Source organism: Amycolatopsis sp. NPDC024027, assembly GCF_040638975.1.
Lineage (GTDB): Bacteria > Actinomycetota > Actinomycetes > Mycobacteriales > Pseudonocardiaceae > Amycolatopsis.
The window spans coordinates 184,584-207,270 of the sequence record NZ_JBEZYY010000007.1; the positions used below are offsets into that span (position 1 = coordinate 184,584).

The 22,687-nt window shown below is 69.8% G+C and carries 22 protein-coding genes and 1 pseudogene; 11 read left to right on the forward strand and 12 right to left on the reverse strand.

The window, feature by feature from the left end; all coding sequences use genetic code 11:
- Positions 1 to 146 precede the first annotated feature (146 nt).
- A complete protein-coding gene (locus AB0F52_RS19600) occupies positions 147 to 1,412 on the reverse strand; it encodes a primosomal protein (protein ID WP_360172491.1) in 1,266 nt (421 codons plus the stop codon).
- 151 nt (positions 1,413 to 1,563) lie between these two features.
- Between AB0F52_RS19600 and AB0F52_RS19605 the strand changes: the two genes are divergently transcribed.
- A complete protein-coding gene (locus AB0F52_RS19605) occupies positions 1,564 to 4,068 on the forward strand; it encodes a DUF3516 domain-containing protein (RefSeq protein WP_360172494.1) in 2,505 nt (834 codons plus the stop codon).
- 15 nt (positions 4,069 to 4,083) lie between these two features.
- Here the strand turns inward: AB0F52_RS19605 and AB0F52_RS19610 are convergent.
- Positions 4,084 to 4,668 (reverse strand): annotated as a pseudogene (locus AB0F52_RS19610) (NAD(P)-binding domain-containing protein); the annotation flags it as partial.
- A gap of 65 nt (positions 4,669 to 4,733) precedes the next feature.
- On the opposite strand from AB0F52_RS19610, the gene AB0F52_RS19615 reads away from it, so the two are divergent.
- A complete protein-coding gene (locus AB0F52_RS19615; RefSeq protein ID WP_360172497.1) occupies positions 4,734 to 5,060 on the forward strand; it encodes a helix-turn-helix domain-containing protein in 327 nt (108 codons plus the stop codon).
- Here AB0F52_RS19615 and AB0F52_RS19620 read toward each other — a convergent pair.
- Positions 4,948 to 5,634: a hypothetical protein gene (locus AB0F52_RS19620; protein ID WP_360172500.1), complete on the reverse strand. Its 687-nt coding sequence runs from the start codon at positions 5,632 to 5,634 to the stop codon at positions 4,948 to 4,950. The two genes, AB0F52_RS19615 and AB0F52_RS19620, sit on opposite strands and share 113 nt — an antisense overlap.
- Positions 5,635 to 5,763: 129 nt before the next feature.
- A complete protein-coding gene (locus AB0F52_RS19625; protein WP_360172503.1) occupies positions 5,764 to 6,744 on the reverse strand; it encodes a sugar-binding domain-containing protein in 981 nt (326 codons plus the stop codon).
- A gap of 127 nt (positions 6,745 to 6,871) precedes the next feature.
- Here AB0F52_RS19625 and AB0F52_RS19630 point away from each other — a divergent pair, with 127 nt between their 5' ends.
- From AB0F52_RS19630 to AB0F52_RS19645, 4 genes are read left to right on the forward strand one after another with little or no spacing between them, the layout of a single operon-like run.
- Positions 6,872 to 7,876 carry a zinc-dependent alcohol dehydrogenase family protein gene (locus AB0F52_RS19630; RefSeq protein WP_360172506.1) on the forward strand — a complete coding sequence of 335 codons (1,005 nt, stop codon included), beginning with the start codon at positions 6,872 to 6,874 and terminating at the stop codon, positions 7,874 to 7,876.
- A complete protein-coding gene (locus AB0F52_RS19635) occupies positions 7,863 to 9,203 on the forward strand; it encodes a sugar ABC transporter substrate-binding protein (protein ID WP_360172509.1) in 1,341 nt (446 codons plus the stop codon). The genes AB0F52_RS19630 and AB0F52_RS19635 overlap by 14 nt, the downstream gene beginning before the upstream one ends.
- Positions 9,203 to 10,135 carry a sugar ABC transporter permease gene (locus tag AB0F52_RS19640; protein ID WP_360172512.1) on the forward strand — a complete coding sequence of 311 codons (933 nt, stop codon included), beginning with the start codon at positions 9,203 to 9,205 and terminating at the stop codon, positions 10,133 to 10,135. The genes AB0F52_RS19635 and AB0F52_RS19640 overlap by 1 nt, the downstream gene beginning before the upstream one ends.
- Positions 10,132 to 10,965 carry a carbohydrate ABC transporter permease gene (locus AB0F52_RS19645; RefSeq protein ID WP_360172515.1) on the forward strand — a complete coding sequence of 278 codons (834 nt, stop codon included), beginning with the start codon at positions 10,132 to 10,134 and terminating at the stop codon, positions 10,963 to 10,965. The genes AB0F52_RS19640 and AB0F52_RS19645 overlap by 4 nt, the downstream gene beginning before the upstream one ends.
- Before the next feature lie 55 nt (positions 10,966 to 11,020).
- Here the strand turns inward: AB0F52_RS19645 and AB0F52_RS19650 are convergent, their stop codons facing one another.
- From AB0F52_RS19650 to AB0F52_RS19660, 3 genes are read right to left on the reverse strand one after another with little or no spacing between them, the layout of a single operon-like run.
- A complete protein-coding gene (locus AB0F52_RS19650) occupies positions 11,021 to 11,215 on the reverse strand; it encodes a ferredoxin (RefSeq protein WP_360172518.1) in 195 nt (64 codons plus the stop codon).
- Positions 11,216 to 11,254: 39 nt separating this feature from the next.
- A complete protein-coding gene (locus tag AB0F52_RS19655) occupies positions 11,255 to 12,445 on the reverse strand; it encodes a cytochrome P450 (RefSeq protein ID WP_360172521.1) in 1,191 nt (396 codons plus the stop codon).
- A 10-nt stretch (positions 12,446 to 12,455) separates the two neighbouring features.
- On the reverse strand, positions 12,456 to 13,676 hold the full coding sequence (locus AB0F52_RS19660; RefSeq protein ID WP_360172524.1) for a cytochrome P450: 1,221 nt from the start codon (positions 13,674 to 13,676) through the stop codon (positions 12,456 to 12,458).
- 178 nt (positions 13,677 to 13,854) lie between these two features.
- Here AB0F52_RS19660 and AB0F52_RS19665 point away from each other — a divergent pair, with 178 nt between their 5' ends.
- Both AB0F52_RS19665 and AB0F52_RS19670 read left to right on the forward strand, forming a co-directional pair.
- Complete coding sequence (locus AB0F52_RS19665) at positions 13,855 to 14,493, forward strand: helix-turn-helix domain-containing protein (RefSeq protein WP_360172527.1); 639 nt, start codon at positions 13,855 to 13,857, stop codon at positions 14,491 to 14,493.
- Positions 14,494 to 14,557: 64 nt separating this feature from the next.
- On the forward strand, positions 14,558 to 15,430 hold the full coding sequence (locus AB0F52_RS19670) for a hypothetical protein (RefSeq protein WP_360172530.1): 873 nt from the start codon (positions 14,558 to 14,560) through the stop codon (positions 15,428 to 15,430).
- A 2-nt stretch (positions 15,431 to 15,432) separates the two neighbouring features.
- On the opposite strand, the gene AB0F52_RS19675 is transcribed toward AB0F52_RS19670, so the two are convergent.
- The 5 genes from AB0F52_RS19675 to AB0F52_RS19695 form a co-directional block, all read right to left on the reverse strand.
- Positions 15,433 to 16,488, reverse strand: coding sequence for a hypothetical protein (locus AB0F52_RS19675; RefSeq protein ID WP_360172533.1), 1,056 nt, complete (start codon positions 16,486 to 16,488; stop codon positions 15,433 to 15,435).
- Positions 16,489 to 16,617: 129 nt separating this feature from the next.
- A complete protein-coding gene (locus tag AB0F52_RS19680; protein ID WP_360172536.1) occupies positions 16,618 to 17,484 on the reverse strand; it encodes an aldehyde dehydrogenase family protein in 867 nt (288 codons plus the stop codon).
- Positions 17,477 to 18,910 carry an aldehyde dehydrogenase family protein gene (locus AB0F52_RS19685; RefSeq protein ID WP_360172539.1) on the reverse strand — a complete coding sequence of 478 codons (1,434 nt, stop codon included), beginning with the start codon at positions 18,908 to 18,910 and terminating at the stop codon, positions 17,477 to 17,479. The genes AB0F52_RS19680 and AB0F52_RS19685 overlap by 8 nt, the downstream gene beginning before the upstream one ends.
- Positions 18,910 to 19,884 (reverse strand): deoxyribose-phosphate aldolase, encoded by a 975-nt coding sequence (gene deoC, locus AB0F52_RS19690; RefSeq protein WP_360172542.1) that lies wholly within the window; start codon positions 19,882 to 19,884, stop codon positions 18,910 to 18,912. The genes AB0F52_RS19685 and deoC overlap by 1 nt, the downstream gene beginning before the upstream one ends.
- 84 nt (positions 19,885 to 19,968) lie before the next feature.
- Positions 19,969 to 20,583, reverse strand: a complete 615-nt coding sequence (locus AB0F52_RS19695) for a DUF1707 domain-containing protein (RefSeq protein WP_360173207.1) — start codon at positions 20,581 to 20,583, stop codon at positions 19,969 to 19,971.
- An 85-nt stretch (positions 20,584 to 20,668) separates the two neighbouring features.
- On the opposite strand from AB0F52_RS19695, the gene AB0F52_RS19700 reads away from it, so the two are divergent.
- From AB0F52_RS19700 to AB0F52_RS19710, 3 genes are read left to right on the forward strand one after another with little or no spacing between them, the layout of a single operon-like run.
- A complete protein-coding gene (locus AB0F52_RS19700; protein ID WP_360172545.1) occupies positions 20,669 to 21,103 on the forward strand; it encodes a protein-tyrosine phosphatase family protein in 435 nt (144 codons plus the stop codon).
- A gap of 5 nt (positions 21,104 to 21,108) precedes the next feature.
- Positions 21,109 to 21,732, forward strand: a complete 624-nt coding sequence (upp, locus tag AB0F52_RS19705) for a uracil phosphoribosyltransferase (protein WP_360172548.1) — start codon at positions 21,109 to 21,111, stop codon at positions 21,730 to 21,732.
- Positions 21,707 to 22,657 carry a pentapeptide repeat-containing protein gene (locus AB0F52_RS19710; protein ID WP_360172551.1) on the forward strand — a complete coding sequence of 317 codons (951 nt, stop codon included), beginning with the start codon at positions 21,707 to 21,709 and terminating at the stop codon, positions 22,655 to 22,657. The genes upp and AB0F52_RS19710 overlap by 26 nt, the downstream gene beginning before the upstream one ends.
- Positions 22,658 to 22,687: the final 30 nt, after the last annotated feature.

Below are 22,687 nucleotides of genomic sequence, written 5' to 3' on the forward strand. Positions count from 1 at the left end.
TTCCGGAGACCTCGATGCCCCGGCCGTCGACGACCAGTGACGCACCGGCGGACACCCCGGCGTCGCGACACCCTCGCCGCCGTCGCACCCCGGACACGGCGAAGGCCGCCTCCCGAACCCGGGAGGCGGCCTTCGAAAGCCGGAACTCAAGCCACCGTAAGGCGGTTCTCGAAAGTTTCGACGAGCTTGCGCCAAGCGCCCTGCTCCGCGTCGAACGGCGCCGACGGCTCCAGGCGCGTCGGGTCCGGGCGCAGGACGAACGACACCAGCCAGCCCAGGCTTTCGTTGCTCGCCAGCTCCGTCTCGGCCGTGTCGTCGCCCGCCCAGTCCGCCGCGTCCGTGATCAGCTCGACCGCCAGCTCCAGCTGGGTCGGGTCGATCGCCTCCGGGCCCTCCGCGATGTCCGCGTCCAGGCCCGTGAGGACGTACGTGTTCTCCGGGTCGACCTCGATCTCGAGCTCGCCCGCCGTCGCCTTCGCCAGGACCTCGTCCCACGTGGACACGTCGGCGAGGTCGGTGTCGGCCAGGTCCTTGCCGTCGGCGAGGGCGCGGGCGAGCGCGCCCGGGGAGGTGAACACGTCGATCTCGCCCTCGGTGCCCAGGAACACCGGCGCGTCGTCGAGGTAGCAGCGCAGCGTGTAGTACTCCGCGCCGGACGTGATGATCTTGATCGGGTCGATGCCGACCTCGGCCCAGAAGCCGACCGGGCCCTCGTCCTCTTCCTCGTCTTCGTCGTCCGAAGAATCGAGGGTGTCGATGGCCTCGAGGTCCTCTACGCCCTCGGCGCCGGCTTCGGCCTCGGCGGACTCCTCGTGGAACGCCGCCAGCTCCTCGGCCGTCTGCTCCAGGACCTTCTCGTCGACCTCCGGCTGGGTCACCAGGCCGTCGATCGCGTCGAGCACGGTGTCCCACTTCTGCGACACCGTCTCGGACAGGTCGTTCCACACCTGGCCGCCGACGCTGCCGGTGAACGGCAGCGTGCCCTGGTCGAGCAGCGAGAAGCCCTCGGTCGAGTCGAGGATCTCGTGGACCTCTTCGAGGTCGCAGACGTCGGCGAGCGACCGCACGATGCCGACGATCTCCGCCAGCTCGGCGATGTGCCAGACGTCCGGCTCCTCGGCGACGAGCTCCGGCACGCCCACGAGGTCGTACGTGTGGTCCTCGTCCGGGATCAGCTCCGGCACGTTCAGCGACGGCACCGCGTCCCAGGCCGGGTGGTCGAGCAGGTCGTGCCGCTCGGACGTGCGGACGAAGGCGGCCAGGTGAGCTGCGTCGGCGAAGGCGTACAGGTCGTCCTCGTCGCCGAGGAACGCTTCCCACTCCTCGCCGTCTTCCCGCCAGCGCGGCGCCCACAGGGTGACGACGTCGCCCTGCGGCAGGCCGAGTTCGATCGGGATGATGTCCTGTGCCATTCCTAAGCCCTCCGGAGTACCGCCCGTGTGCGCGCGGGACCGGAAGTATCACCCAGTCGCCGCGCGGTACCGCGAAGCCTACGGGTTTCGCACTCGCGATGCGATCGCCCCTGCCGACTTTGCGACGAGCGGATGGCACGATGGACGCCTGATGACTCTCACAGACCTCCTGCCTGCGGATCCCGACCCCGACGCCCTCTTCGAAGCCTTCACCACCTGGACGGCCGAGCGGGGCATCGAGCTGTACCCGGCGCAGGAGGAGGCGGTGATGGAGGTCGTCTCCGGATCGAACGTCATCCTTTCGACGCCGACCGGCTCCGGGAAGAGCCTCGTCGCCGTCGGCGCGCACTTCACCGCGCTCGCCCAGGGCCGCCGCAGCTACTACACCGCGCCCATCAAGGCCCTCGTTTCGGAGAAGTTCTTCCAGCTCATCGACATCTTCGGCGCCGAGAGCGTCGGGATGATGACCGGCGACTCCAGCGTCAACCCGGACGCCCCGATCATCTGCTGCACGGCCGAAATCCTGGCGAACATCGCGCTGCGGTTCGGTGCGGACGCCCCGGTCGGGCAGGTCGTCGCCGACGAGTTCCACTTCTACTCCGAGCCCGACCGCGGCTGGGCGTGGCAGGTGCCGATCCTCGAGCTGCCGAGGGCCCAGTTCGTCCTGATGTCGGCGACCCTGGGGGACGTGTCCTTCTTCGAAAAGGACCTCACCCGCCGCACCGGCAGGCCGACGGCCGTCGTCACGTCGGTGCAGCGCCCGGTGCCGCTGACCTTCCGGTACGCGCTGACGCCACTGCACGAGACGATGTCCGAGCTGCTCAACGGCGGCCAGGCGCCGGTCTACGTCGTGCACTTCTCGCAGGCCGCGGCCATCGAGCGGGCGCAGACGCTGATGAGCATCAACGTGACGTCGAAGGCCGAAAAGGACGCCATCGCCGAGCTGATCGGCGACTTCCGGTTCGCCGCCGGCTTCGGCAAGACGCTCTCGCGGCTGGTCCGCCACGGCATCGGCGTCCACCACGCCGGCATGCTGCCCAAGTACCGGCGATTGGTCGAGACCCTGGCCCAGTCGGGGCTGCTCAAGGTGATCTGCGGGACCGACACCCTCGGCGTCGGCATCAACGTGCCGATCCGGACGGTCGTCTTCTCGGCACTGACGAAGTACGACGGCGTCCGCCAGCGGCACCTCAAGGCCCGCGAGTTCCACCAGATCGCCGGCCGGGCCGGGCGCGCGGGCTACGACACCGACGGCTACGTCGTCGTGCAGGCCCCCGACCACGTCGTCGAGAACGCGAAGGCACTCGAGAAGGCGGGCGACGACCCGAAGAAGAAAAAGAAGATCGTCCGGAAGAAGGCGCCCGAGGGGTTCGTCAACTGGACCGAGAGCACGTTCGACCGGCTCATCGCCGCCGACCCGGAGCCGCTGACGTCCAGCTTCAAGGTCACGCACTCGATGCTGCTGAACGTGATTTCGCGGCCGGGCAACGCCTTCGACTCGATGCGGCACCTGCTCGAGGACAACCACGAGGACCGCGCGTCGCAGCGCAAGCTCATCCTGCGCGCCATCGCGATCTACCGCGCGCTGCTCGCCGCCGGCGTCGTCGAACGGCTGTCCGAACCGGACGAACAGGGCCGGGTCATCCGGCTCACCGTCGACCTGCAGTTCGACTTCGCGCTCAACCAGCCGCTTTCGCCGTTCGCGCTGGCCGCGATCGAGCTGTTCGACCTCGAGTCGCCGAGCTACGCGCTCGACGTCGTGTCCACTGTGGAATCCACGGTGGACAACCCGCGGCCGGTGCTCTCGCAGCAGCAGTTCAAGGCGCGCGGCGAGGCCGTGCAGGCGATGAAGGCCGAAGGCATCGAGTACGACGAGCGGATGGAGCTGCTCGAGAACGTCAGCTACCCGAAGCCGCTCGAAGAGCTGCTGCAGGGCGCGTTCCACAGCTACCGGCAGGGCCACCCGTGGGTCGACGACTACGAGCTGTCGCCGAAGTCGGTCGTGCGGGACATGTACGAGCGCGCGATGAACTTCGTCGAGTACATCGGCTTCTACCAGCTGGCCCGGTCCGAGGGCCTGGTGCTGCGCTACCTCACGGACGTCTACGACTCCTTGCGGCACACGGTCCCGGACGAGGCGAAGACCGAGTCGCTGCAGGACCTCATCGAGTGGCTCGGCGAGCTCGTCCGGCAGGTCGACTCCAGCCTCCTCGACGAGTGGGAAGCCCTGCGTCACCCGGACGAAGAGGGCCCGGTCTCGACGCGGCCGCCGTCCGAGCCGCCGGCCGTCACGCGCAACGAGCGCGCGTTCCGCGTCCTGGTGCGCAACGAGCTGTTCCGCCGGGTGGAGCTGTTCGCGCGGCGGGCGTGGTTCCCGCTCGGCGAGCTGGACGCGGCCTCGGGCTGGGACGCCGACGCGTGGCAGGAAGCGATCGAGGGCTACTTCGAGGAGTACGAGACGCTCGGCACCGGCCCGGACGCGCGCGGCCCGCAGCTGCTGATGATCGAGCAGCAGCCGGACGTCTGGAAGGTGCGCCAGATCTTCGACGACCCGGCGGGCGACCACGACTGGGGCATCAGCGCCGAGGTCGATCTGGCCGCGTCGGACGAAGCCGGAATGGCGGTCGTCCGGGTGACCGAGGTGGGCGCGCACTAGCTCCCCGGGCACCACTCACGGAACCGGGGTCAGGATCGCCTGGGCGTCTTCGCCCGCGAACCACAGCCCGATGACGAACGCCGCCGTGGCCTCCAGCAGGGCCGCGCGGTCCAGGCCGCCCGCGGGTACCGGCTTGGCGCCGATGTCCCGGACCAGCGTGCTCACCGCGTCGAGCGCTCCCCTGTCGTCGCCGCACAACGGCACCGACAGGGGGCGGCCGTCGAACACCGGTGGCGTCATCCGCCAGACGTCGACGTGAGCCAGGTTGAACGCCTTGACGACGTGGGCGTCCGTGGCGATCCGCGACGCCACGGGGGTGCCCGTCAGATCCGGGTGGTTGGTGCAGTCCACCAGTACCTTCCCGGTCAGCGGACCCGCCTCGGCGAGCACTTCACCGATCGCCGCGGCGGGCACGGCCAGGAGCAGCACGTCGGCGAAGGCGGCTGTCTCGCGCCACGGTCCGGTCGCGGCGCCGAGCCGCGCGGCCACCGCGGCGGGGTCGGACCGGCCGCTCACCATCAGCTCGTGTCCCGCCCGCGCCCACTGCGTGCCGAGCGCGTCCGCCATCCCGCCCGTGCCGAAGATCCCGATCCGCATGCGTCCTCCTTGTGCTTGGCTGGTACCAGAACGACGGTAGGAGCCTGGGAAGGAACCGAACGGTAACCATGGACTTCCTCGCGGATTGCCGGACGCGGCTCGCGTTCGACCTGGTCGCCAACACGTGGAACCCGGTGGTGGTGTGGGCCTTGCGCACCGGGCCGCAGCGGCACGTCGACCTGCGGCGCACCATCGGTGGCATCAGCGCGAAGGTGCTGACGGAAACCCTGCGGCGCCTCGAATTCGACGGTCTCGTCGAGCGGTGCGAAGGCGCGTACGCGCTCACGCCGCTGGGGAGGACGCTGCTCGGGCCGATCGAGGGCTTCGGACGCTGGGCTGCCGAGCACGGCGACGACGTCGTCGCCGCTCAAACCCGAGCAGCACGATCAGCATGACCAGCTCCACCGCCGGGAGCGGACGTCCCCAGAACACGCTGATCGTCACGTCGGCAAGCGGCGTCAAGACGCCCGCCACGAACACCCAGGTCGGCGCGGTGGGCGGCTTCGCGGCGGGGGACCACGGCGTCTTCTTCCCCGGCTTCGCGACCGAAAGCCACGCCTGAAAGGCCAGTGCGCCGGCCATCATCGACGTACCGGCGACCTGCGCCCACGTGCCGGTCGCGGTGTCCGCGGACGCCCGCAGAGCGGAGGAGAGCAGGAAGATCCCGGCGTAGAGCTGCGCCAGCGTCAGGGCGAACTTCGTGAGCACCCACCAGTGCCGGAAGAAGCCCCACGCCGTCGCGCCGGCGAGCAGCAAGCCGGTGAACGCGGAGACGTTCGCCATCGGCGCGAGCAGCACGGAGTCGAGTTTTTCGGCCATCGACGTCGCAGCCGGTGCCTCGGCGGGGCTGGTGAGGGTCAGCGACATCAGGACGACGAGGGTCAGGGCCTGGCTCATCCAGGCCACCGAGGACACGACGTGCAGCCACACGACGGCCTGGCGCCAGCGGGGAGAAGTCTTGGTGGTCACGGGATCCAGGCTCGCCGAGCGCGGCCGTGGCCGCATCGGGCGCGACCCGGGTTTCGCCCCGGAGCCGGGACCGGTGAGATTGCGCCCGGTGCGGTAGGACGCCGGTGGCGAAGTACTCCCGGGGGAGTATCAGCGGGGCGGGTTCTTCGCCGCCAGCGCCAGCAACGGCACCGCTGCCGCGGCGTCGGTGATGAGCGTCGAGACCATGCCGGACCGGAGAACCGCGTCCACCGCCGCGGCTTTGGGCCTGCTGTAGCCCAGGGCGATCACCTCCGGGACCGCCATCAGCTCCTCGTGGCTGATCGCCAGCACGTGGTGGGCCAGGCCCGTCGACAGCGCGTTGCCGGACGCGTCGAACAGCCGGGCCGCGACCTCCGCCGTCGCCCCGCGGGCCGCGATCGCCGCGCGCTCGGCCTCGTCCAGCGCGTCGTACACCGTCGACTCGCCCGGCTGCCACGCGCCGATGCTGACCACCGCCTTCGTCAGGTTGCGGAACTGGCCGAACGTCTCCGCGATCCCCGGCTGACGCCGCAACGTCTCGGTCGTCCGGCGGTCGGGCAGCACCAGCGGGCCGAAGATCGGGTACGCGTCGCCGCCGGACACCGAGGTCACGCGGCTGACCGTCTCCACCGAGCGGCCGCGCATGTCCATCCCGGCCTGCACCCCGCAGAGCTGGACGATCGGGCAGCGCGGCAGCGCCCGGATCGCCTCGGTCATCGCGTTCACCGAGCGCGCCCACGACAGGCCGATGACGTCGGACGGGACCGCGATCTCCTCCAGCAGCAGCGCCGCCAGCGAGCCGATCTTGGCCCGGACGACCTCCTTCGGCTCGCGCTCGGTTGAGCGTTCGAGCACCAGGGCCCGCTTCAAGCCGTACGCGGAACACACCTCGTCCGACAGCGCCAGGTCCACCGGGGCCGGCAGGGAGAACTCCACCCTGACCAGGCCGGACTCCATCGCGGTGTCGAGCATCCGCGCCACCTTGAACCGGCTGACGCCGAACTCGTCGGCGATCTCCAGCTTGGAGCGTCCCTGCACGTAGAAGCGCCGGGCGACGGTGGCGAGCAGCAGTGCCTCCGAAAGCGAAGGGGGCTTCTTGGTGGCGCTCATATGAGCATAATAGCGCGAAATCCAGCCGAAAGGTTGACGTAATACCGACGTCAGACCTGTAATGCCTTCACGTGTTCTCGACTCGATAGGTCAACGTTGCTCAATTGAGCGCGAGGAAGGGGCAGGCATGCGTGCCGCCATCGTCGACCGGCCCGGTGAGATCAGGGTCGGCGAGGTGCCCGATCCGAAACCCGGGGAACGTCAGGTCGTCGTCAAGGTCGGAGCGTGCGGCATCTGCGGCACCGACCTGCACATCGCGGACGGGCACTTCCCGCCCACGCCGTACCCCATCGTCCCCGGGCACGAGTTCGCCGGGGAGATCGTCGAGCTCGGCGCGGACGTGCCGGGCGAGTGGAAGGTCGGCGACCGCGTGGCCGTCGACCCGTCCCTGTTCTGCGGCTACTGCGGCCCGTGCCGCGCCGGCCACGGCAACCTCTGCGCGAACTGGGGCGCCACCGGCGACACCGTCAACGGCGCCTTCGCCGAGTACGTCGCCGTCCCGTCGTCCACCTGCTATCGCATGCCCGACACGATGAGCTGGGAACAGGGCGCGCTGGTCGAGCCGGTTTCCTGTGCGGTGCACGGTGTTCGCCGGGTCGGTGTCGAGGCCGGTGAACGCTTCCTCGTCGTCGGCGCCGGCACCATGGGCCTGATCATGCAGCAGCTGCTGCAGCGCTCGGGCGCGCGGGTCACGGTGGTCGACCGCAACGAAGCCCGCTTGCCACGGGCGAAAAGCCTCGGTGCCGTCGCCACCGCGAAGGACGTCGGCGACCTGAACGGCGAGAAGTTCGACGTCGCCGTCGACTGCACCGGCGCCGCGCCCGCCATCGAAGCCGCCTTCGACGCGATCCGACGCGGGGGACGGCTGCTCGTCTTCGGCGTCGCCCCGGCCGAAGCCCGCGTCGCGCTTTCGCCGTTCCGCATCTACAACGACGAAATCACGATCGTCGGCTCGATGGCCGTGCTGCACAGTTTCGGCGCCGCTCTCGACCTCGTCGCGAGCGGCGCGATCGACACCGGCGCGTTGCTCACCGACACCCTGCCGCTGGAGCAGTACCCCGAGGCGCTGGCCAAGATGCGCAGCGGCTCGGGCCTCAAGGTGCAGGTCCTCCCCGGAGGTGGCCGTGCGTAAGCTCCTCACCCTCCTCGCGGCGACGTCGCTGCTGGCCACCGGCTGCGCGGGCGCCGGCTCGCTCGGCACTGGTAACTCGACGCTCGTCATCGCCATCGTGTCGAACCCGCAGATGAAGGACGCGATCGCGCTCGCGCCGGAGTTCGAGAAGGCCACCGGCATCGGCCTCAAGTTCGTGTCCCTGCCGGAAAACCAGGCCCGCGCCAAGATCACCGCGTCGACCGCCACCGAGGGCGGCGAGTTCGACGTCGTCATGATCAGCAACTACGAGGCCCCGCAGTGGGCGGCCAACGGCTGGCTCGAGAACCTCGAACCGCACATGGCGGCCACTCCGGGCTACGACGAAGGCGACTTCATCCCCAGCATCAAGCAGTCGCTGTCGTACCGGAACCAGATGTACGCGGTGCCGTTCTACGGCGAGTCGTCGTTCCTGGCCTACCGCAAGGACCTCTTCGACAAGGCCGGGATCACCATGCCGGCCAAGCCGACGTGGCAGCAAATCGCCGACTACGCCGCGAAGCTCGACGACAAGGCCAACGGCGTCGCCGGCATCTGCCTGCGCGGCAAGCCGGGCTGGGGCGAGAGCCTCGCGCCGTTCACCACCGTGGCCAACACCTTCGGCGCGCAGTGGTTCGACAAGGACTGGAACGCCAAGCTGACGTCGCCGGAGTTCAAGGAAGCCGCGAACTTCTACGTCAACCTGATCCGCGAGCACGGCGAGGTCGGCGCCTCCAGCGCCGGGTTCTCCGAGTGCGGCACGCGCTACACCCAAGGCAACGCGGCGATGTGGTACGACGCCACGGTCATGGCGGGCACCAACGAGGACCCGTCGAGCAGCAAGATCGTCGGAAAGTCCGGGTACGCGCCCGCGCCGGTGGTCAAGACGCAGGCCAGCGGCTGGCTCTACACCTGGGCCCTGGGCATCCCGAAGGTCGCGAAGGACAAGGACGCGGCCTGGAAGTTCATGGCCTGGATGACCGACAAGGCGTACGTGCAGAAGGTCGGCCACACCTACGGCTGGAACCGCGTGCCGCCGGGCGTCCGCCAGTCGACGTACGCCATCCCCGAGTACGCCGACGCGGCGAAGGCCTACGCGAAGCCCACGCTCGACGGCATCGCGGACGCGAACCAGCAGAAGGCCATGGCGAACCCGGTGCCCTACCCCGGCATCCAGTTCGTCGGCATCCCCGAGTTCCAGGACCTGGGCACCCGGGTGAGCCAGCAGCTGTCGGCCGCGATCGCCGGCCGCGAGTCCGTCGAAGACGCCCTGAAGCAGTCCCAGGACTACGCCCAGACGGTGGGCGACTCCTACAAGGCGGTGCAGTGATGTCCACGCTCTCCGTAGATGCCCCCACGTCCACCTCCCACGCGAAGGTCGAAGAGAAACGCGGCCTGAGCACCGCGGCCAAGCGGCGGCTGCCACTGCTGCCCGCGCTGATCTTCGTCATCGCGGTGACGCAGCTGCCGTTCCTGCTCACCGTGTTCTACTCGTTCCAGTCGTGGAACCTGGTCCGGCCCGGCTCGCGGCACTTCGTCGGCCTGGACAACTACATCGACGTCTTCAGCGACACGACGTTCCTGGTCGCGCTGCTCAACACGGTGGTACTGACCGTCGTGTGCGTGTTCGTCGCGCTCCTGCTCGGCCTCGGCCTGGCGATCCTGCTGGACCGCAAGTTCCTCGGCCGCGGCGTCGTCCGGACGCTGCTCATCACGCCGTTCCTGATCCTGCCGGCGGCCGGCGCGCTGCTGTGGAAGACAACGGTGTTCGACCCGACCTACGGGCTGCTGCACTTCGTCTTCGGCACCGACACCGACTGGCTTTCGGAGTTCCCGCTGGCGTCGGTGATGGCCCAGATCGTGTGGCAGTGGACGCCGTTCATGATGCTGCTCATCCTGGCCGGCCTGCAGAGCCAGGCCAAGGACGTGCTCGAAGCGGCCAATGTGGACGGTGCCGGTCGCTGGCGGACGTTCGTCTCCATCACGCTGCCGCACCTGTCCCGGTTCCTGCAGCTGGCCACGTTGCTGGGCGCGATCTACATCGTGAACAGCTTCGACGCGATCTTCCTGATGACCCAGGGCGGTCCGGGCACGGCGAGCACCAACCTGCCGTACTACATCTACCAGCGCGCGTTCGAGGGCTTCGACGTCGGCCAGTCCTCGGCGATGGGCGTGATCGTGGTGATCCTGACGATGATCGTCGCGACCTTCGCGCTGCGCCTGATGTTCCGGACCTTCTCGGTGAGCGGAGGCATCAAATGACGACGGTTGCGCCCCGCAAGCGGGCTTACGGCAAAGGTTCGCTGACCGTCGCGACCTGGATCATCGCGATCCTGTTCGTGTTCCCGCTGCTGTGGATGATCCTCACCGCGTTCAAGCAGGAGGCGGACGCCTACACCGACCCGCCGAAGCTGTTCTTCACCCCGACGTTCGAGCAGCTCGGCAACGTCCTGAGCGGCGGGTTCCTGCCGTACGTGTCGAACTCGGCGTTCGTGACGATCCTGTCGACGGCCCTGGTACTGCTCTTCGGCGTCCCGGCGGCGTACGCGCTTTCGCTGGCGCCGGTCAAGGGCACGTCGAACGCGCTCGGCTTCTTCCTCTCGACGAAGATGCTGCCGATCGTGGCGGCGATCATCCCGCTGTACGTGATCTCGCAGAACACCGAGCTGCTCGACACGGTGTGGGCGCTGGTCATCCTGTACACGTCGATGAACCTGCCGCTGGCCATCTGGATGATGCGGTCGTTCTTCCTCGAAGTACCGCACGAGATGATCGAGGCGGGCCGGATCGACGGCGCCAACCTGCCGACGCTGCTGCGCAAGATCATCATGCCGGTGGTCGCGCCCGGGATCGCGGCGACCGCGCTGATCTGCGTGATCTTCTCCTGGACGGAGTTCTTCTACGCGGTCAACCTGACCGCGGCCCGGGCCGGCACGGTCCCGGTGTTCCTGGTCGGGTTCATCACCAGCGAAGGCCTGTACTGGGCGCAGCTGTCGGCCGCCGCGCTGCTGGCTTCGCTGCCGGTGATGATCGTCGGCTGGATCGCGCAGAACCACCTGGTCCGCGGCCTGTCGATGGGCGCGGTCAAGTAGCTCGAAAGTGCGCGAAGGCCACCTCGAGGAGTCTCGAGGTGGCCTTCTCGCTGGGTCACTCCTGGAGGGAGAGGGCCTGGCTCGGGCAGACGTGCACCGCTTCACGGGCCTTCTCGACCAGCGCGCCCTGCGGCTGGTCGTCGAGCACGATGACCGTGCCGTCCTCCTCGCTCTGGTCGAACAGCGAGGGCTCGGTGAGCACGCACTGCCCGGCGCCGACGCACTTGCCGGTGTCCGCGATGATCTTCATGGTCCTCTTCTTCCCCTGTGGTGGTTCGGCAGTTCGTCTCTACCAGGTCACCGGCAACCGGTACAGGCCGTAGATGTTCGCGTCGTCCTTGAACGGCAGGTCGTCGACCGGCGCGGCCAGCTTGAGCTCCGGGATCCGGCGGAAGAGGGTGTCGAAGACGATCTGCAGCTCCATCCGGGCGAGGTTCTGGCCGAGGCACTGGTGCGGCCCGAACCCGAACGCCACGTGGTGCCGCGCGCCGCGCTCGATGTCCAGCTCGTCGGGGTTCTCGAACGCCGTTTTGTCGCGGTTGGCCGCGTAGCCCAGCGCCAGCACGCCTTCGCCGGCCCGGATCAGCTGGCCGCCGACCTCGGTGTCCTCGACGCACAGCCGCGCGGTGGCGGCGTCGACGATGGTGAAGTACCGCAGCAGCTCCTCGACGGCGTCGAGCGTCTTGCCCGGGTCGTCCTTGATCAGTGCCAGCTGCTCCGGGTTCTCCAGCAGCCCGACCGTGCCGAGGGAGATCATGTTCGCCGTCGTCTCGTGGCCGGCGACGAGCAGCAGGAACCCGGTCGCGGCCAGCGCCGCCCGCCGGTAAGTGCCCTCTTCGCGCAGCTTGACGATCTGCCGTCCGAGCAGGTCGTCCGGCGGGTTGTCCTCTTTCCCCGCGATGAGGTCGCCCATGTACCCGCGCACGGCCTCGACCGCGGCCCGCCGCTCCTGCGGGGGCGTGCCACGCTTGATCAGCTTCGTCGTGTGGGTCTGGAAGAAGTCGTGGTCGGCGTACGGCACGCCGAGCATCTCGCAGATGACCAGCGACGGCACCGGCAGCGACAGCGTCTCGACCAGGTCGCCCGGCTTCGGCCCGGCCAGCAGCGCGTCGATCCGCTCGTCGACGATCTCCTGGATCCGCGGCCGCAGCGCCTCCATCCGGCGCACGGTGAACTCGCCGAGCACGGCCTTGCGGGCCGGCCCGTGCTCGGGCGCGTCCATGGTGATCATGGTGCGCTCGTCGTCCGGCCGCCGGAACCCGGGCACCAGCTGCGGGAAGTCCGGGTGCTGCCGGTCGGCGCTGAACCGCCGGTCGTTCAGCACGGCCCGGACGTCCTCGTGCCTGCTGACCACCCAGGCCCGCCTGCCGTCGGGCAGCCCCACCCGGGTGACCGGGTCCTCCTCGCGGATCTCGGTGTACGCCGTCGGCGGCGCGAACGGGCACGTCCGCGTCATCGGGAATTCGTGGACCGCGGTCATGACGTCTCCCTCACCAGGTCACGGGCAGGCAGTAGAGGCCGAAGATCGACGAGTCGTGCTTGAACGGCAGCTGGTCCACCGGGGCGGCCAGCTTGAGCTCCGGGATGCGGCGGAACAGCGTGTCGAAGACGATCTGCAGTTCCATCCGGGCCAGGTTCTGGCCGAGGCACTGGTGCGGGCCGAAGCCGAACGCGACGTGGTGGCGCGCGCCGCGCTCGAGGTCGAGGGCGTCGGGGTTCTCGAACGCGGCTTCGTCGCGGTTGCCGGAGTAGCTCAGGCCGAGCACGCCCTCGCCTTCGCGGATCAGCTGCCCGCCGATCTCGACGTCCTCCGTGGCGACCCGCGAGGTCGCGAACTCGGCGATGGTGAAGTAGCGCAGCAGTTCCTCGACGGCGTCGAGCGTCTTGCCGGGGTCGTTCTTGATGATCTCGAGCTGGTCCGGGTTCTCCAGCAGCGCCACGGTGCCGAGCGAGATCATGTTCGCCGTCGTCTCGTGCCCGGCGAGGAGCAGGAGGAACGCCAGCGAGACCAGCGAGTCGTGGTCGACGTCGCCGTGCTCCTCGCGCTGCTTGAGGACCTGCCGGCCGAGCAGGTCGTCGGTCGGGTCGGCCTCCTTGGCGGCGACGAGCTTGTCGAGGTAGTCCTGCATCTCTTCGACGGCCTGCATGCGCGCCTCCTGCGTCACCTCCCGGTTCAGCAGGGTGGAGCTGCGCGACTGAAAGAAGTCGTGGTCGGCGTAGGGGACGCCGAGCTGCTCGCAGATGACCAGCGACGGCACCGGCAGGCTCAGCGCGGAGACCAGGTCGGCGGGTTTCGGGCCGTCCAGGATTGCGTCGATGTGCTCGTCGACGATCTGCTGGATCCGCGGCTGCAGCGCCTTCATCCGCTTGACGGTGAACTCGCCGACGACCTCGCGCCGGGCGGCGCCGTGCTCCGGCGGGTCCATGTTGATCAGCGACGCCGTGAAGCGGCGACGCTGCGGGCGGCCGCCCTTCGTCAGGATCGGGAAGCCCGGGTTGAACCGGTTGGAGCTGAACCGCGGGTCGGTCAGCACTTGCCGGACTTCCTCCAGGCGGGTGATGGCCCAGGCCTCCGAGCCGTCGGGCAGCCCGACGCGCTGGACCGGACCGGCTTCGCGCAGCTTCTCGTACGCCGGCGGCGGTGCGAACGGACAGGTGCGGGCCAGCGGAAAAGTCTCGTCCCGCGTGGCGGGTTCTGCCAATTCAGTCATTTCGGACCCCCTAAATCGGACGGAAAGTATGCGGAGGATTACATTCCGGTTCCCTGTCCAAGGTACTCAAGCGGAGGGAATTCGTCCACTAGATGCCGACTACCCACTCGCGCGGGGAGTGTGTGGCCCGCTGACCATGCGAGAATCACCCCGCGCGATTCAGCGGAAGGCGAACGGCATGACGGCAGACCCCGAGACGACCCTGCGGGCGGACGCGCGGCGCAACCGCGACCAGATCCTGGCCGCCGCGAAGGCCATCTTCGCCGCTTCAGGTCCTGACGCGCCGATGGAGGAGATCGCGCGCGCGGCCGGCGTCGGCGTCGGCACGCTCTACCGGCGGTTCCCGGACCGGGACGCGCTGATCCGGGCGGTCGCGATGGACAACTTCGAACGGGTGCTGATCGACGCGCGCGTGATCGCCGCCGAGGAGACGTCGGCGTGGCGGGCGCTCGAGCGGCTGCTGCGGCAGTCGGTGGAGCTGCAGCTGAGCGTGCAGCTGGCGATGGTCTCGCACCGGGCGCTGGTGATCCTCAAGAACGACCCGGAGGTCCGCCGGCTGCGCGACGAGATCCTGGCCGTCCTCGACGGCTTCGTCGACGGCGCGAAGGCCGAGGGCAAGCTGCGCGACGACGTCGGCGCCGGTGACATCGCGATCCTGTTCGCGACGCTGCTGCGCCAGATGCGCGCGAAGTCGCCGGAGGTCGCCGCGATGGCGGCTCGGCGGTGTGTCGGCATCATGATCGACGGTCTCAGCGCGCGGCCGGGTTCGGCGCTCCCCGGCCGTCCGATCACGTCGCGGGATCTCGACCCCGACTGAATCCGCCGATTTCCGTGTTAGGGTCCGCCTCGTTCTGCCGGCAATTGCAGCTATGGGCGGGAAAATGCGACGAAGAACGCTGGCCGTGTTGTTGGCGATTTCCTTTCCGGTGCTCGCCGGGTGCGGCGGCGCGCCCGTCGACGGCGCGGCGGCCGCGCCGGCTTCGACGCCCACGTCTTCTTCGGTGACGGCCCCTGCTCCTTCGTCGTATTCGTCGTCGCCGGTGCCTTCGGCGTCTCTACCTGCGCCTCCGTCGATTCCGGCGCCGCCGTCGACCACGCCGGTCCGGAGCTGCCGCAGCCCGGAGTTCACCACGAGCGACCCCGACGGCGGCTGGTCCGACGGTGGTTATTACGTCCACAACAACATGTGGAACGCCGGGGAAGCGGGCCCGGAAACGCTGCGGGCGTGCGCGTACGACAACTGGTACGTCGAATCCACCCAACCCGATTCGACGTCGGTGAAAACCTATCCGAACGTGCACAAGGACATCAACGATCAGAACGGAAAACCGTTCAACGACTATTCGGTGATCAAATCGACGTTCGCCGGCCGCGGCCCGGGCACCGGCATCTACGACGTGGCCTACGACCTCTGGCTGAACGGCGTGGGCGACGGCAAGGGCGTCAGCGAGCTGATGGTCTGGACGGAGAACCACAAGCAGGTCCCGGGGGGCGACAAGCTGACGACGTACACGGCGGGCGGCCTCACGTACGACGTCTGGGCGGACGACGAGGGGTACGTGGCGTTCGTGTCCCGCTCGACGCAGTATGCGGGCAGTGTGGACCTGAAGGCGATGATCGCGTGGGCGATCGGCAAGGGCCTGATCCCCTCGAACCCGACGGTCAACCAGATCGGCTACGGCATCGAGTTCTGCGCCACCGGCGGCGGCAAGGCCCGGTTCACGCTGTCGGACTTCTCGGTGACGATGAGCTAGCGTCAAGCCGCGGCGCGGGTGGCCAGGTAGGCCAGGTGGTGTGAGGTCGCGAACGCGATCGGCTTGCTGGTGTCGCCCAGAGCCCTCCCGCCGCCCGCCGCCACCTCGTGGATTTCGTGATCGCCCCAGGAGAAGCCCGGGCCGGCGTAGCCCGCCGATTCGACCACGCGGCGGCACACGACCCGGAACGCTCGGCCGCGGGCCGGTTCGTCGCCCGGCTCGTCGGGCATCCGCTCTCGCGAGTAGAGCCAGCGGTGCGGGCACGTGTACTTCAGCGCGACGTGCTTGCTGCGGAAGCCCGGCCCGGGGATCGGGTGCACGGCGCCGTAGTCGCCGAACCGCAGGTTCGCGGCCCCGGCCCCCACCAGGTGTTCCCACAGCACTTCTTCGGCTCGCGCCTGTTCCCAGGTCGCGGTCTGGCCGAGCGTCTTCGGGATCGAGCCGGTCAGCAGGCTCGTCGAGCCGAAGACGCCCAAGCCGGTGAGCACGGCCAGCATGGCGGCGGCCCGCTCGGCCCGCGTGGTCGTCGCCTCGGCGACGTACTGGAGGTCCAGGACCACGTGGATGTCGCCCGGTTCGAGCGCCAGCCGCTCGACGAGCCGGCCGAGGGTGTCCCGGTCGGCCGTGCCCGGCCGCACCCGGAGGGCGACTCCGGCTCCCAGCTCGGCGCCGAGGCGCCCCAGCGTCGCGGCCCCCTGCTCGGTGGCGTCGCTGCGGACCACCGGGACGAACGGGACCGGCCAAGCCGTGTCGAGGAGGTCGGCCGGGCCGGCCAGGTGGTCGGCCAGCCGGCCGAGCGCGCCACCGGCGCCGAACCCGGGCCGGTCCGCCACGTCGGAGGCGTCGATCCAGCAGCACCGGCCCAGGCGGTGCAGGTGGCGTGCGACCTCTTCGACGTCGTCGAGCTGGTCGGCGGGGCGCTTCCGGCCCGGGTCGAACTGCAGCAGCGGCTGAACCCGCCGGACCTGGGCGGGCCGGGTCAGGGCGCGGAGCGCGGCCAGTTCGCCGGCCTTCGCGCGCAGAGCCACCAGCGTCGTGAAGCCGGCGTGAGCAGCCACGGAGCTTCCGATCACGTCAAGTGAGTACCCGATTACATCGAGCGTAGATCGGCGGGGCTCGGCGGAGAATCCACCACACGAATGAAGGCCACCACCCGGCCGACCAGGTGGTGGCCTCCGCTCACCAGGTCAGACGCCCAGCGGGTGCCAGACCGTCTTGGCCTCCAGGTACCGCCGCAGCCGCGTGAGGTCCGGCGCCGTCGTCCAGTCCGGTTCCGCTTCCGGGACCGTCAGCACCCGCTTCACCGTGTTCGCCGCTTCGCGCGCCAGGGCCGGGCGGTCCGCCGGGGCGGCTCCCGTCGGGTCCAGTGCGTTGACGTCGCCGTGCGAGGCCAGCCAGGGGCCCAGCTCGGCCGCGTGGCCCGTGAGGATGTTCGCCACGCCGCCCGGGACGTCGGAGGTCGCCAGGACCTCCGACAGCGTGATCGCCGGCAACGGCCGCTCCGCGCTCGAGACCACCACCGCCGTCGAGCCCGTCGCCAGGACCGGGGCCAGCACCTCGACCAGGCCCAGCAGCGACGACTGCTGCGGCGCCAGGACACCCACCACACCCGTGGGCTCCGGGAGCGTGAACGAGAAGTACGGGCCCGCCACCGGGTTGGCCGAACCCAGCACGGAGGCGATCTTGTCCGTCCAGCCCGCGTACCAGACCCAGCGGTCGATCGCCGCGTCCACAATGGACTCGGCCTTCTTCGCGGCCAGGCCTTCCGACGCCGATACCTCGGCGATGAACTGGTCGCGGCGGCCCTCCAGGACCTCCGCCACCCGGTAGAGCACCTGGCCGCGGTTGTACGCCGTGGCCGCCGACCAGCCGGGGAACGCCTTGCGTGCGGCCACCACCGCGTCGCGGACGTCCTTGCGCGAAGCGTGCGCCGCGTTCGCCAGGAACTTGCCCTTGCCGTCCGTCACCGGGTAGACCCGGCCGGACTCCGAGCGCGGGAACTTGCCGCCGATGTACAGCTTGTACGTCTTCGCGACGGAAATTCGGTCAGACATTCAGGTACGCCTCCAGCCCGGTGCGGCCGCCTTCGCGCCCGAAGCCGGATTCCTGGTAGCCGCCGAAGGGGGCGGTGGGGTCGAAGCGGTTGAAGGTGTTGGCCCAGACCACGCCGGCGCGCAGCTGGTTCGCCATCCACAGGATCCGGGAGCCCTTTTCGGTCCAGATGCCGGCCGAAAGCCCGTACGGCGTGTTGTTCGCCTTCGCCACGGCCTCGTCCGGCGTGCGGAACGTCAGCACCGACAGCACCGGCCCGAAGATCTCCTCGCGGGCGATCCGCATCGACTGGTGGACGTTCGCGAACACCGTCGGGGCGAAGAAGAACCCGCGGTCCGGGACCGGGCACGGGCTGGTCCAGCGCTGCGCCCCCTCGGCGTCCCCGGCTTCGACGAGCCCTTGGATCTTCGCCAGCTGCTCGGCCGAGTTGATCGCGCCGACGTCGGTGTTCTTGTCCAGCGGATCGCCGACGCGCAGCGTCGAGACGCGGTAGCGCAGCTTCTCCAGCACCTCTTCGGCGATGGACTCCTGCGCCAGCAGGCGCGAGCCCGCGCAGCAGACGTGGCCCTGGTTGAAGAAGATGCCGTTGACGATGCCCTCGATCGCCTGGTCGAGCGGGGCGTCCTCGAAGACGATGTTCGCCGCCTTGCCGCCCAGTTCCAGCGTCAGCTTCTTCGCCGTGCCCGCCACCTGGCGCTGGATCGCCTTGCCGACCTCGGTCGAGCCGGTGAAGGCGATCTTGTCGATGTCGGCGTGCTCCACAATGGACGCACCGATGTCGCCCGCGCCCGGCAGGATGTTCACCACGCCCGGCGGCAGTTCGGCCTGCTGGCAGATCTCGGCGAACACGAGCGCGGTCAACGGCGTCGTCTCGGCCGGCTTGAGGACCACGGTGTTGCCGGTGGCCAGCGCCGGGGCGATCTTCCAGGCCAGCATGAGCAGCGGGAAGTTCCACGGGATGATCTGGCCCGCCACGCCCAGCGGACGCGGGTCGGGGCCGTAGCCCGCGTAGTCCAGCTTGTCGGCCCAGCCGGCGTGGTAGAAGAAGTGCGCGGCCGCCGTCGGGACGTCGGAGTCGCGCGACTCCTTGATCGGCTTGCCGTTGTCGAGGCTCTCCAGCACGGCCAGCTCGCGCGAGCGCTCCTGGATGAGCCGCGCGATGCGGAAGAGGTACTTCGCGCGTTCGGTGCCCGGCATCTTGGACCAGACGCCGGTGTGGGCCTTGCGCGCGGCCTTGACCGCGGTGTCCACATCGGACTTCGACGCGGTGCCGACCTCGGCCAGGACCTCTTCGGTGGCCGGGTTGATCGTCTTCAGCGGCTCGCCCGAGCCGTCGACGAACTCCCCGTTGACGAAGGGCTTGTAGGAGTCCTTCAGGTTCGCGATGGCGCGCGATTCCGGCGCCGGTGCGTACTCGAAAACAGGCATCAGTCCACCGTCACGTAGTCGGGGCCGCTGTAGTGGCCGTCCACCTGGGTGCGGCGCTGCAGCAGCAGGTCGTTGAGCAGGCTGGACGCGCCGAAGCGGAACAGGTCCGGGGCCAGCCACGGCTCGCCGGCGACTTCGTGCACCGCGACCAGGTACTTGATCGCGTCCTTCGTCGTCCGGATGCCGCCCGCGGGCTTGACGCCGCGCAGCTCGCCGGTCTGCACGTGCCAGTCGTGGACGGCCTGCAGCATGATGTGGGTGACCGGCAGCGTCGCGGCGGGGGACACCTTGCCGGTGGAGGTCTTGATGAAGTCGCCGCCGGCCAGCAGCGCCAGCCACGACGCGCGCCGCACGTTGTCGTAGGTCGCCAGCTCGCCGGTCTCGAGGATGACCTTCAGGTGGGCGTCGCCGCAGGCGGCCTTGATGGCCCGGATCTCCTCGAAGACGTCCATGTACCGGCCTTCGAGGAAGGCGCCGCGATCGATCACCATGTCGACTTCGTGCGCACCGGCCTCGACGGCGATCTTGGTGTCGGCCAGTTTGATCTCGCGGCTGGTGCGCCCGGCGGGGAAGCCGGTGGCGACGCTCGCGACGTGCACGCCGCTGCCCTTCAGCGCTTCGACGGCCGTGGCGACCATGTCCGGGTACACGCAGACGGCGGCGACGCGCGGGGTGTCCTGGCGTTCGGGATCGGGCCGCACCGCCTTCGCGGCCAGCGCCCGGACCTTGCCCCGGGTGTCGGCGCCCTCCAGCGTGGTCAGGTCGACCATGGAGATGGCGGTGTCGATGGCCCACCGCTTGGCGTCCTTCTTGATGCTGCGCGTGCCGAGGCCCGCCGCGCGCTGCTCGACGCCGACCTGATCGACACCGGGCAGCCCGAGCAGGAAGCGGCGCAGGCTCGCGTCATCGCGAGTCGCGTCCACCAGCGGTGCCGGGGTGGCCGGCGCCGCTGACGTGCTGGTCGTGGCTGTCATGCGCCTGAGTCTAGGCGGCGGTCCCGACAGTGCGAGCCCCCATGCGTTGTGACGCTCGGTGCCACTCGCGTCACGTTGCCGAGGTCAGGACCCTGCGATCTGCGGCGGTTCGGTCCGCTTCGCCGGCTTCCGGTACACGACGACCCCACCCCAGAACGCCAGGCCGTTGATCTTCACGGTCGGGGCTGTCGGCGGGGCCGGTGGTGCGCCCGACTTGTCCTCCAGCACGAACCCGCCCATCAGGCCGAGGCCGGTGACGTCCACGTTGACGTCGTCCGGGACCGTGATCTGGATGCCGCCCATGATCGCCACCGCGGTGATCGTGCAGTGCTTGTCCGCGAACCGCGCCTGCCGCAGGTCGATCTCCGCGCCGCCCCAGAACGCGAAGCTGTTGTGCTGCGGGGGCAGGACCCAGCTGCCCTTGCGGACCGCGCCCGACAGCACGCCGATCGACACCGGGGAGCCCGGGTGGCCGCCGATGCGCTGGTCCGGGAAGCCGAGGGCCCGCGTCGTGGCCGGCTCGACCGCCGCGGACGACATCGGCAGGTCCGCCGTCACCGGCTTCAGTTCGCCCAGGGTTTTCGCCGCGTAGATCGTCGTGAGCCGTTCTTCCAGCTCGTTCACGGTGATCCGGCCCTCCGAGAGGGCGTTGTGCAGCACCTGGGCGACGCGTTCGCGGTCCGCGTCGGAAGCCCGCATCTGGTCGGGCGTCAGTTCGCTCACCCGGCGGAGCTTATCGGCGAAAACCACTCAGCGTGTCCATCTTCTGGAGGACACTGACCCGATGGGATCCACGACAGTCGAATTTCCGGACGGCGTGCGGGTCCGCGGCCGCGGACTGGGCCGCCCGCGGCCCGCCGAACCCGCCCCGGATTTCGGGCTCTACCTGGGGACGAGCCGGCTGCGACGCAAACACGGCGGGGGCATCACCTGGCCGCACGAATGGGTGACCTGGCCGGACTTCCTGCTGCCGGTCCACCCCGCCGACGCCCGCGAAAAGATCAAGGCCGTCCACGAGCGGGCGAAGGCCGAGACCGTCGAAGTCGCGTGCTACGGCGGCGCCGGCCGGACTGGCACGGTGATGGCTTGCCTGGCCACGCTCTCCGGCGTCCCGGCCGAGGACGCCGTCGCCTGGGTGCGGGCGCACTACCACGAACGAGCCGTCGAAACGCCCTGGCAGCGCGGCTGGGTGAAGAGCTTCGCGAAACGGCTAGATTGACCCGCATGGATGTGCACGTCGTCGACCACCCCCTCGCGAAGGCCCGGCTTTCCACGATGCGCGACGCGCGCACCGACAGCGCCGCGTTCCGGGCCGCGCTGCACGAGCTGACCGTCATGCTGGTCTACGAAGCCACGCGCGCCGTGCCGGTGAAGATCGAGAAGATCCACACGCCGGTCGCCCGCACCGACGGCTACAAGCTGGCCAAGCCGCCGCTGCTGGTGCCGGTGCTGCGCGCCGGGCTGGGGATGGCCGACCAGGCGCACAAGCTGATCCCGGACGCGCAGATGGGCTTCGTCGGCCTGGCGCGCGACGAGGAGACGCTCAAGCCGACGCCGTACCTGGAGTCGCTGCCGGAATCGCTCGCCGACCGGCCGGTAATGGTGCTCGACCCGATGCTCGCCACCGGCGGCTCGATGGAGTACACGATCCGCCTGCTCACCGACCGCGGCGCCGACGACGTGACGGCGATCTGCGCGCTCGCGGCGCCGGAAGGCTTGGCGCACCTGGAGAAGACGGGCCTGCCGGTCCGGGTGGTCACGGCGAGCATCGACGAGCGCCTCAACGACTCGGGCTTCATCGTCCCGGGCCTCGGTGACGCGGGTGACCGCCAGTACGGCGCCGTCTGAGCCGGTGCCGGTCCTGAAGTGGCGGTGGATCGCCGTGACCGCCGTCGCGGTCGCCGCCGTCACCGGGGTCCTGCTCTGGCTGTTCCTGGCCTGGTCCGGGCGGCCGGACGCGCCGGTCCGGATCGACGCCGTCAAGACGGCGTTCGGCGTCGGCGCGGGCGCGGGCGGCGTGTTCGCGCTGTGGCTGGCGACGCGCCGCCAGCGCACGCTGGAGGTGCAGCTGGCCGAGACGACGCGGGACCTCGAGGAGCGCAGGGTCACCGAGTTGTACACGAAAGCCGTGGAGCAGCTCGGCAGCGACAAAGCTCCCGTCCGGCTCGGCGGGCTGTACGCGCTCGAGCGGCTCGGGCAGGACAACCCGAAGCAGCGCCAGACGATCGTCAACGTGTGGTGCGCCTACTTGCGGATGCCGTTCAAGCCCCCGGCCGGCGGCCTCAAGGGCAACGCGGCGCGCGACCTGGCCGACGACCCCGGCGAGAGCGAACTCCTGGTCCGGTTGGCCGTGCAGGAACTGCTCAAGACGCACTTGAGCCGCGACGCACCGGGCTGCTGGCCGGGAATGTCGGTCGACCTGCAGCGGGCCACCCTCGTCGACTTCCGGCTGAGCGGCTGCACCCTGGCCGCCGCCGACTTCAGCCGCGCCCGGTTCGTCGGTCAGCTCCACATCCGCGGCACGCACTTCGCCCACCAGGCGGGGTTCTACGGCGCGGAGTTCCGCGACATCGCGAACTTCGACCGGTCGGTCTTCGAGGAGGGCGCGTTCTTCTCCCGGGCGCATTTCGCCAGGGACGTCCGCTTCACCGGGATTCGCTCGGGCGGCCGGTTCGAGTTCCCGCGCGCGGTCTTCGCCGAGGGAGCCGACTTCGACGGAGGCGAACACCAGGAGCTCGATCTGACGGACGCGCAGTTCCCCGAGGCCGGGTAGCGCAACGTCCGGGCCGGTGCCGGCCATTGA

Excerpts from the sequence above, each read along its gene's own strand:
- AB0F52_RS19650 (WP_360172518.1), bottom strand. The coding sequence starts at position 11,215 with ATGAAGATCATCGCGGACACCGGCAAGTGCGTCGGCGCCGGGCAGTGC.
- AB0F52_RS19680 (WP_360172536.1), bottom strand. The coding sequence starts at position 17,484 with ATGTCTGACCGAATTTCCGTCGCGAAGACGTACAAGCTGTACATCGGC.
- AB0F52_RS19625 (WP_360172503.1), bottom strand. The coding sequence starts at position 6,744 with ATGAGCGCCACCAAGAAGCCCCCTTCGCTTTCGGAGGCACTGCTGCTC.
- AB0F52_RS19640 (WP_360172512.1), top strand. The coding sequence starts at position 9,203 with ATGTCCACGCTCTCCGTAGATGCCCCCACGTCCACCTCCCACGCGAAG.
- AB0F52_RS19695 (WP_360173207.1), bottom strand. The coding sequence starts at position 20,583 with ATGCGGGCTTCCGACGCGGACCGCGAACGCGTCGCCCAGGTGCTGCAC.
- AB0F52_RS19615 (WP_360172497.1), top strand. The coding sequence starts at position 4,734 with ATGGACTTCCTCGCGGATTGCCGGACGCGGCTCGCGTTCGACCTGGTC.
- deoC (WP_360172542.1), bottom strand. The coding sequence starts at position 19,884 with ATGACAGCCACGACCAGCACGTCAGCGGCGCCGGCCACCCCGGCACCG.
- AB0F52_RS19685 (WP_360172539.1), bottom strand. The coding sequence starts at position 18,910 with ATGCCTGTTTTCGAGTACGCACCGGCGCCGGAATCGCGCGCCATCGCG.
- AB0F52_RS19700 (WP_360172545.1), top strand. The coding sequence starts at position 20,669 with ATGGGATCCACGACAGTCGAATTTCCGGACGGCGTGCGGGTCCGCGGC.
- AB0F52_RS19670 (WP_360172530.1), top strand. The coding sequence starts at position 14,558 with ATGCGACGAAGAACGCTGGCCGTGTTGTTGGCGATTTCCTTTCCGGTG.
- AB0F52_RS19600 (WP_360172491.1), bottom strand. The coding sequence starts at position 1,412 with ATGGCACAGGACATCATCCCGATCGAACTCGGCCTGCCGCAGGGCGAC.
- upp (WP_360172548.1), top strand. The coding sequence starts at position 21,109 with ATGGATGTGCACGTCGTCGACCACCCCCTCGCGAAGGCCCGGCTTTCC.
- AB0F52_RS19665 (WP_360172527.1), top strand. The coding sequence starts at position 13,855 with ATGACGGCAGACCCCGAGACGACCCTGCGGGCGGACGCGCGGCGCAAC.
- AB0F52_RS19660 (WP_360172524.1), bottom strand. The coding sequence starts at position 13,676 with ATGACTGAATTGGCAGAACCCGCCACGCGGGACGAGACTTTTCCGCTG.
- AB0F52_RS19645 (WP_360172515.1), top strand. The coding sequence starts at position 10,132 with ATGACGACGGTTGCGCCCCGCAAGCGGGCTTACGGCAAAGGTTCGCTG.
- AB0F52_RS19630 (WP_360172506.1), top strand. The coding sequence starts at position 6,872 with ATGCGTGCCGCCATCGTCGACCGGCCCGGTGAGATCAGGGTCGGCGAG.
- AB0F52_RS19655 (WP_360172521.1), bottom strand. The coding sequence starts at position 12,445 with ATGACCGCGGTCCACGAATTCCCGATGACGCGGACGTGCCCGTTCGCG.
- AB0F52_RS19605 (WP_360172494.1), top strand. The coding sequence starts at position 1,564 with ATGACTCTCACAGACCTCCTGCCTGCGGATCCCGACCCCGACGCCCTC.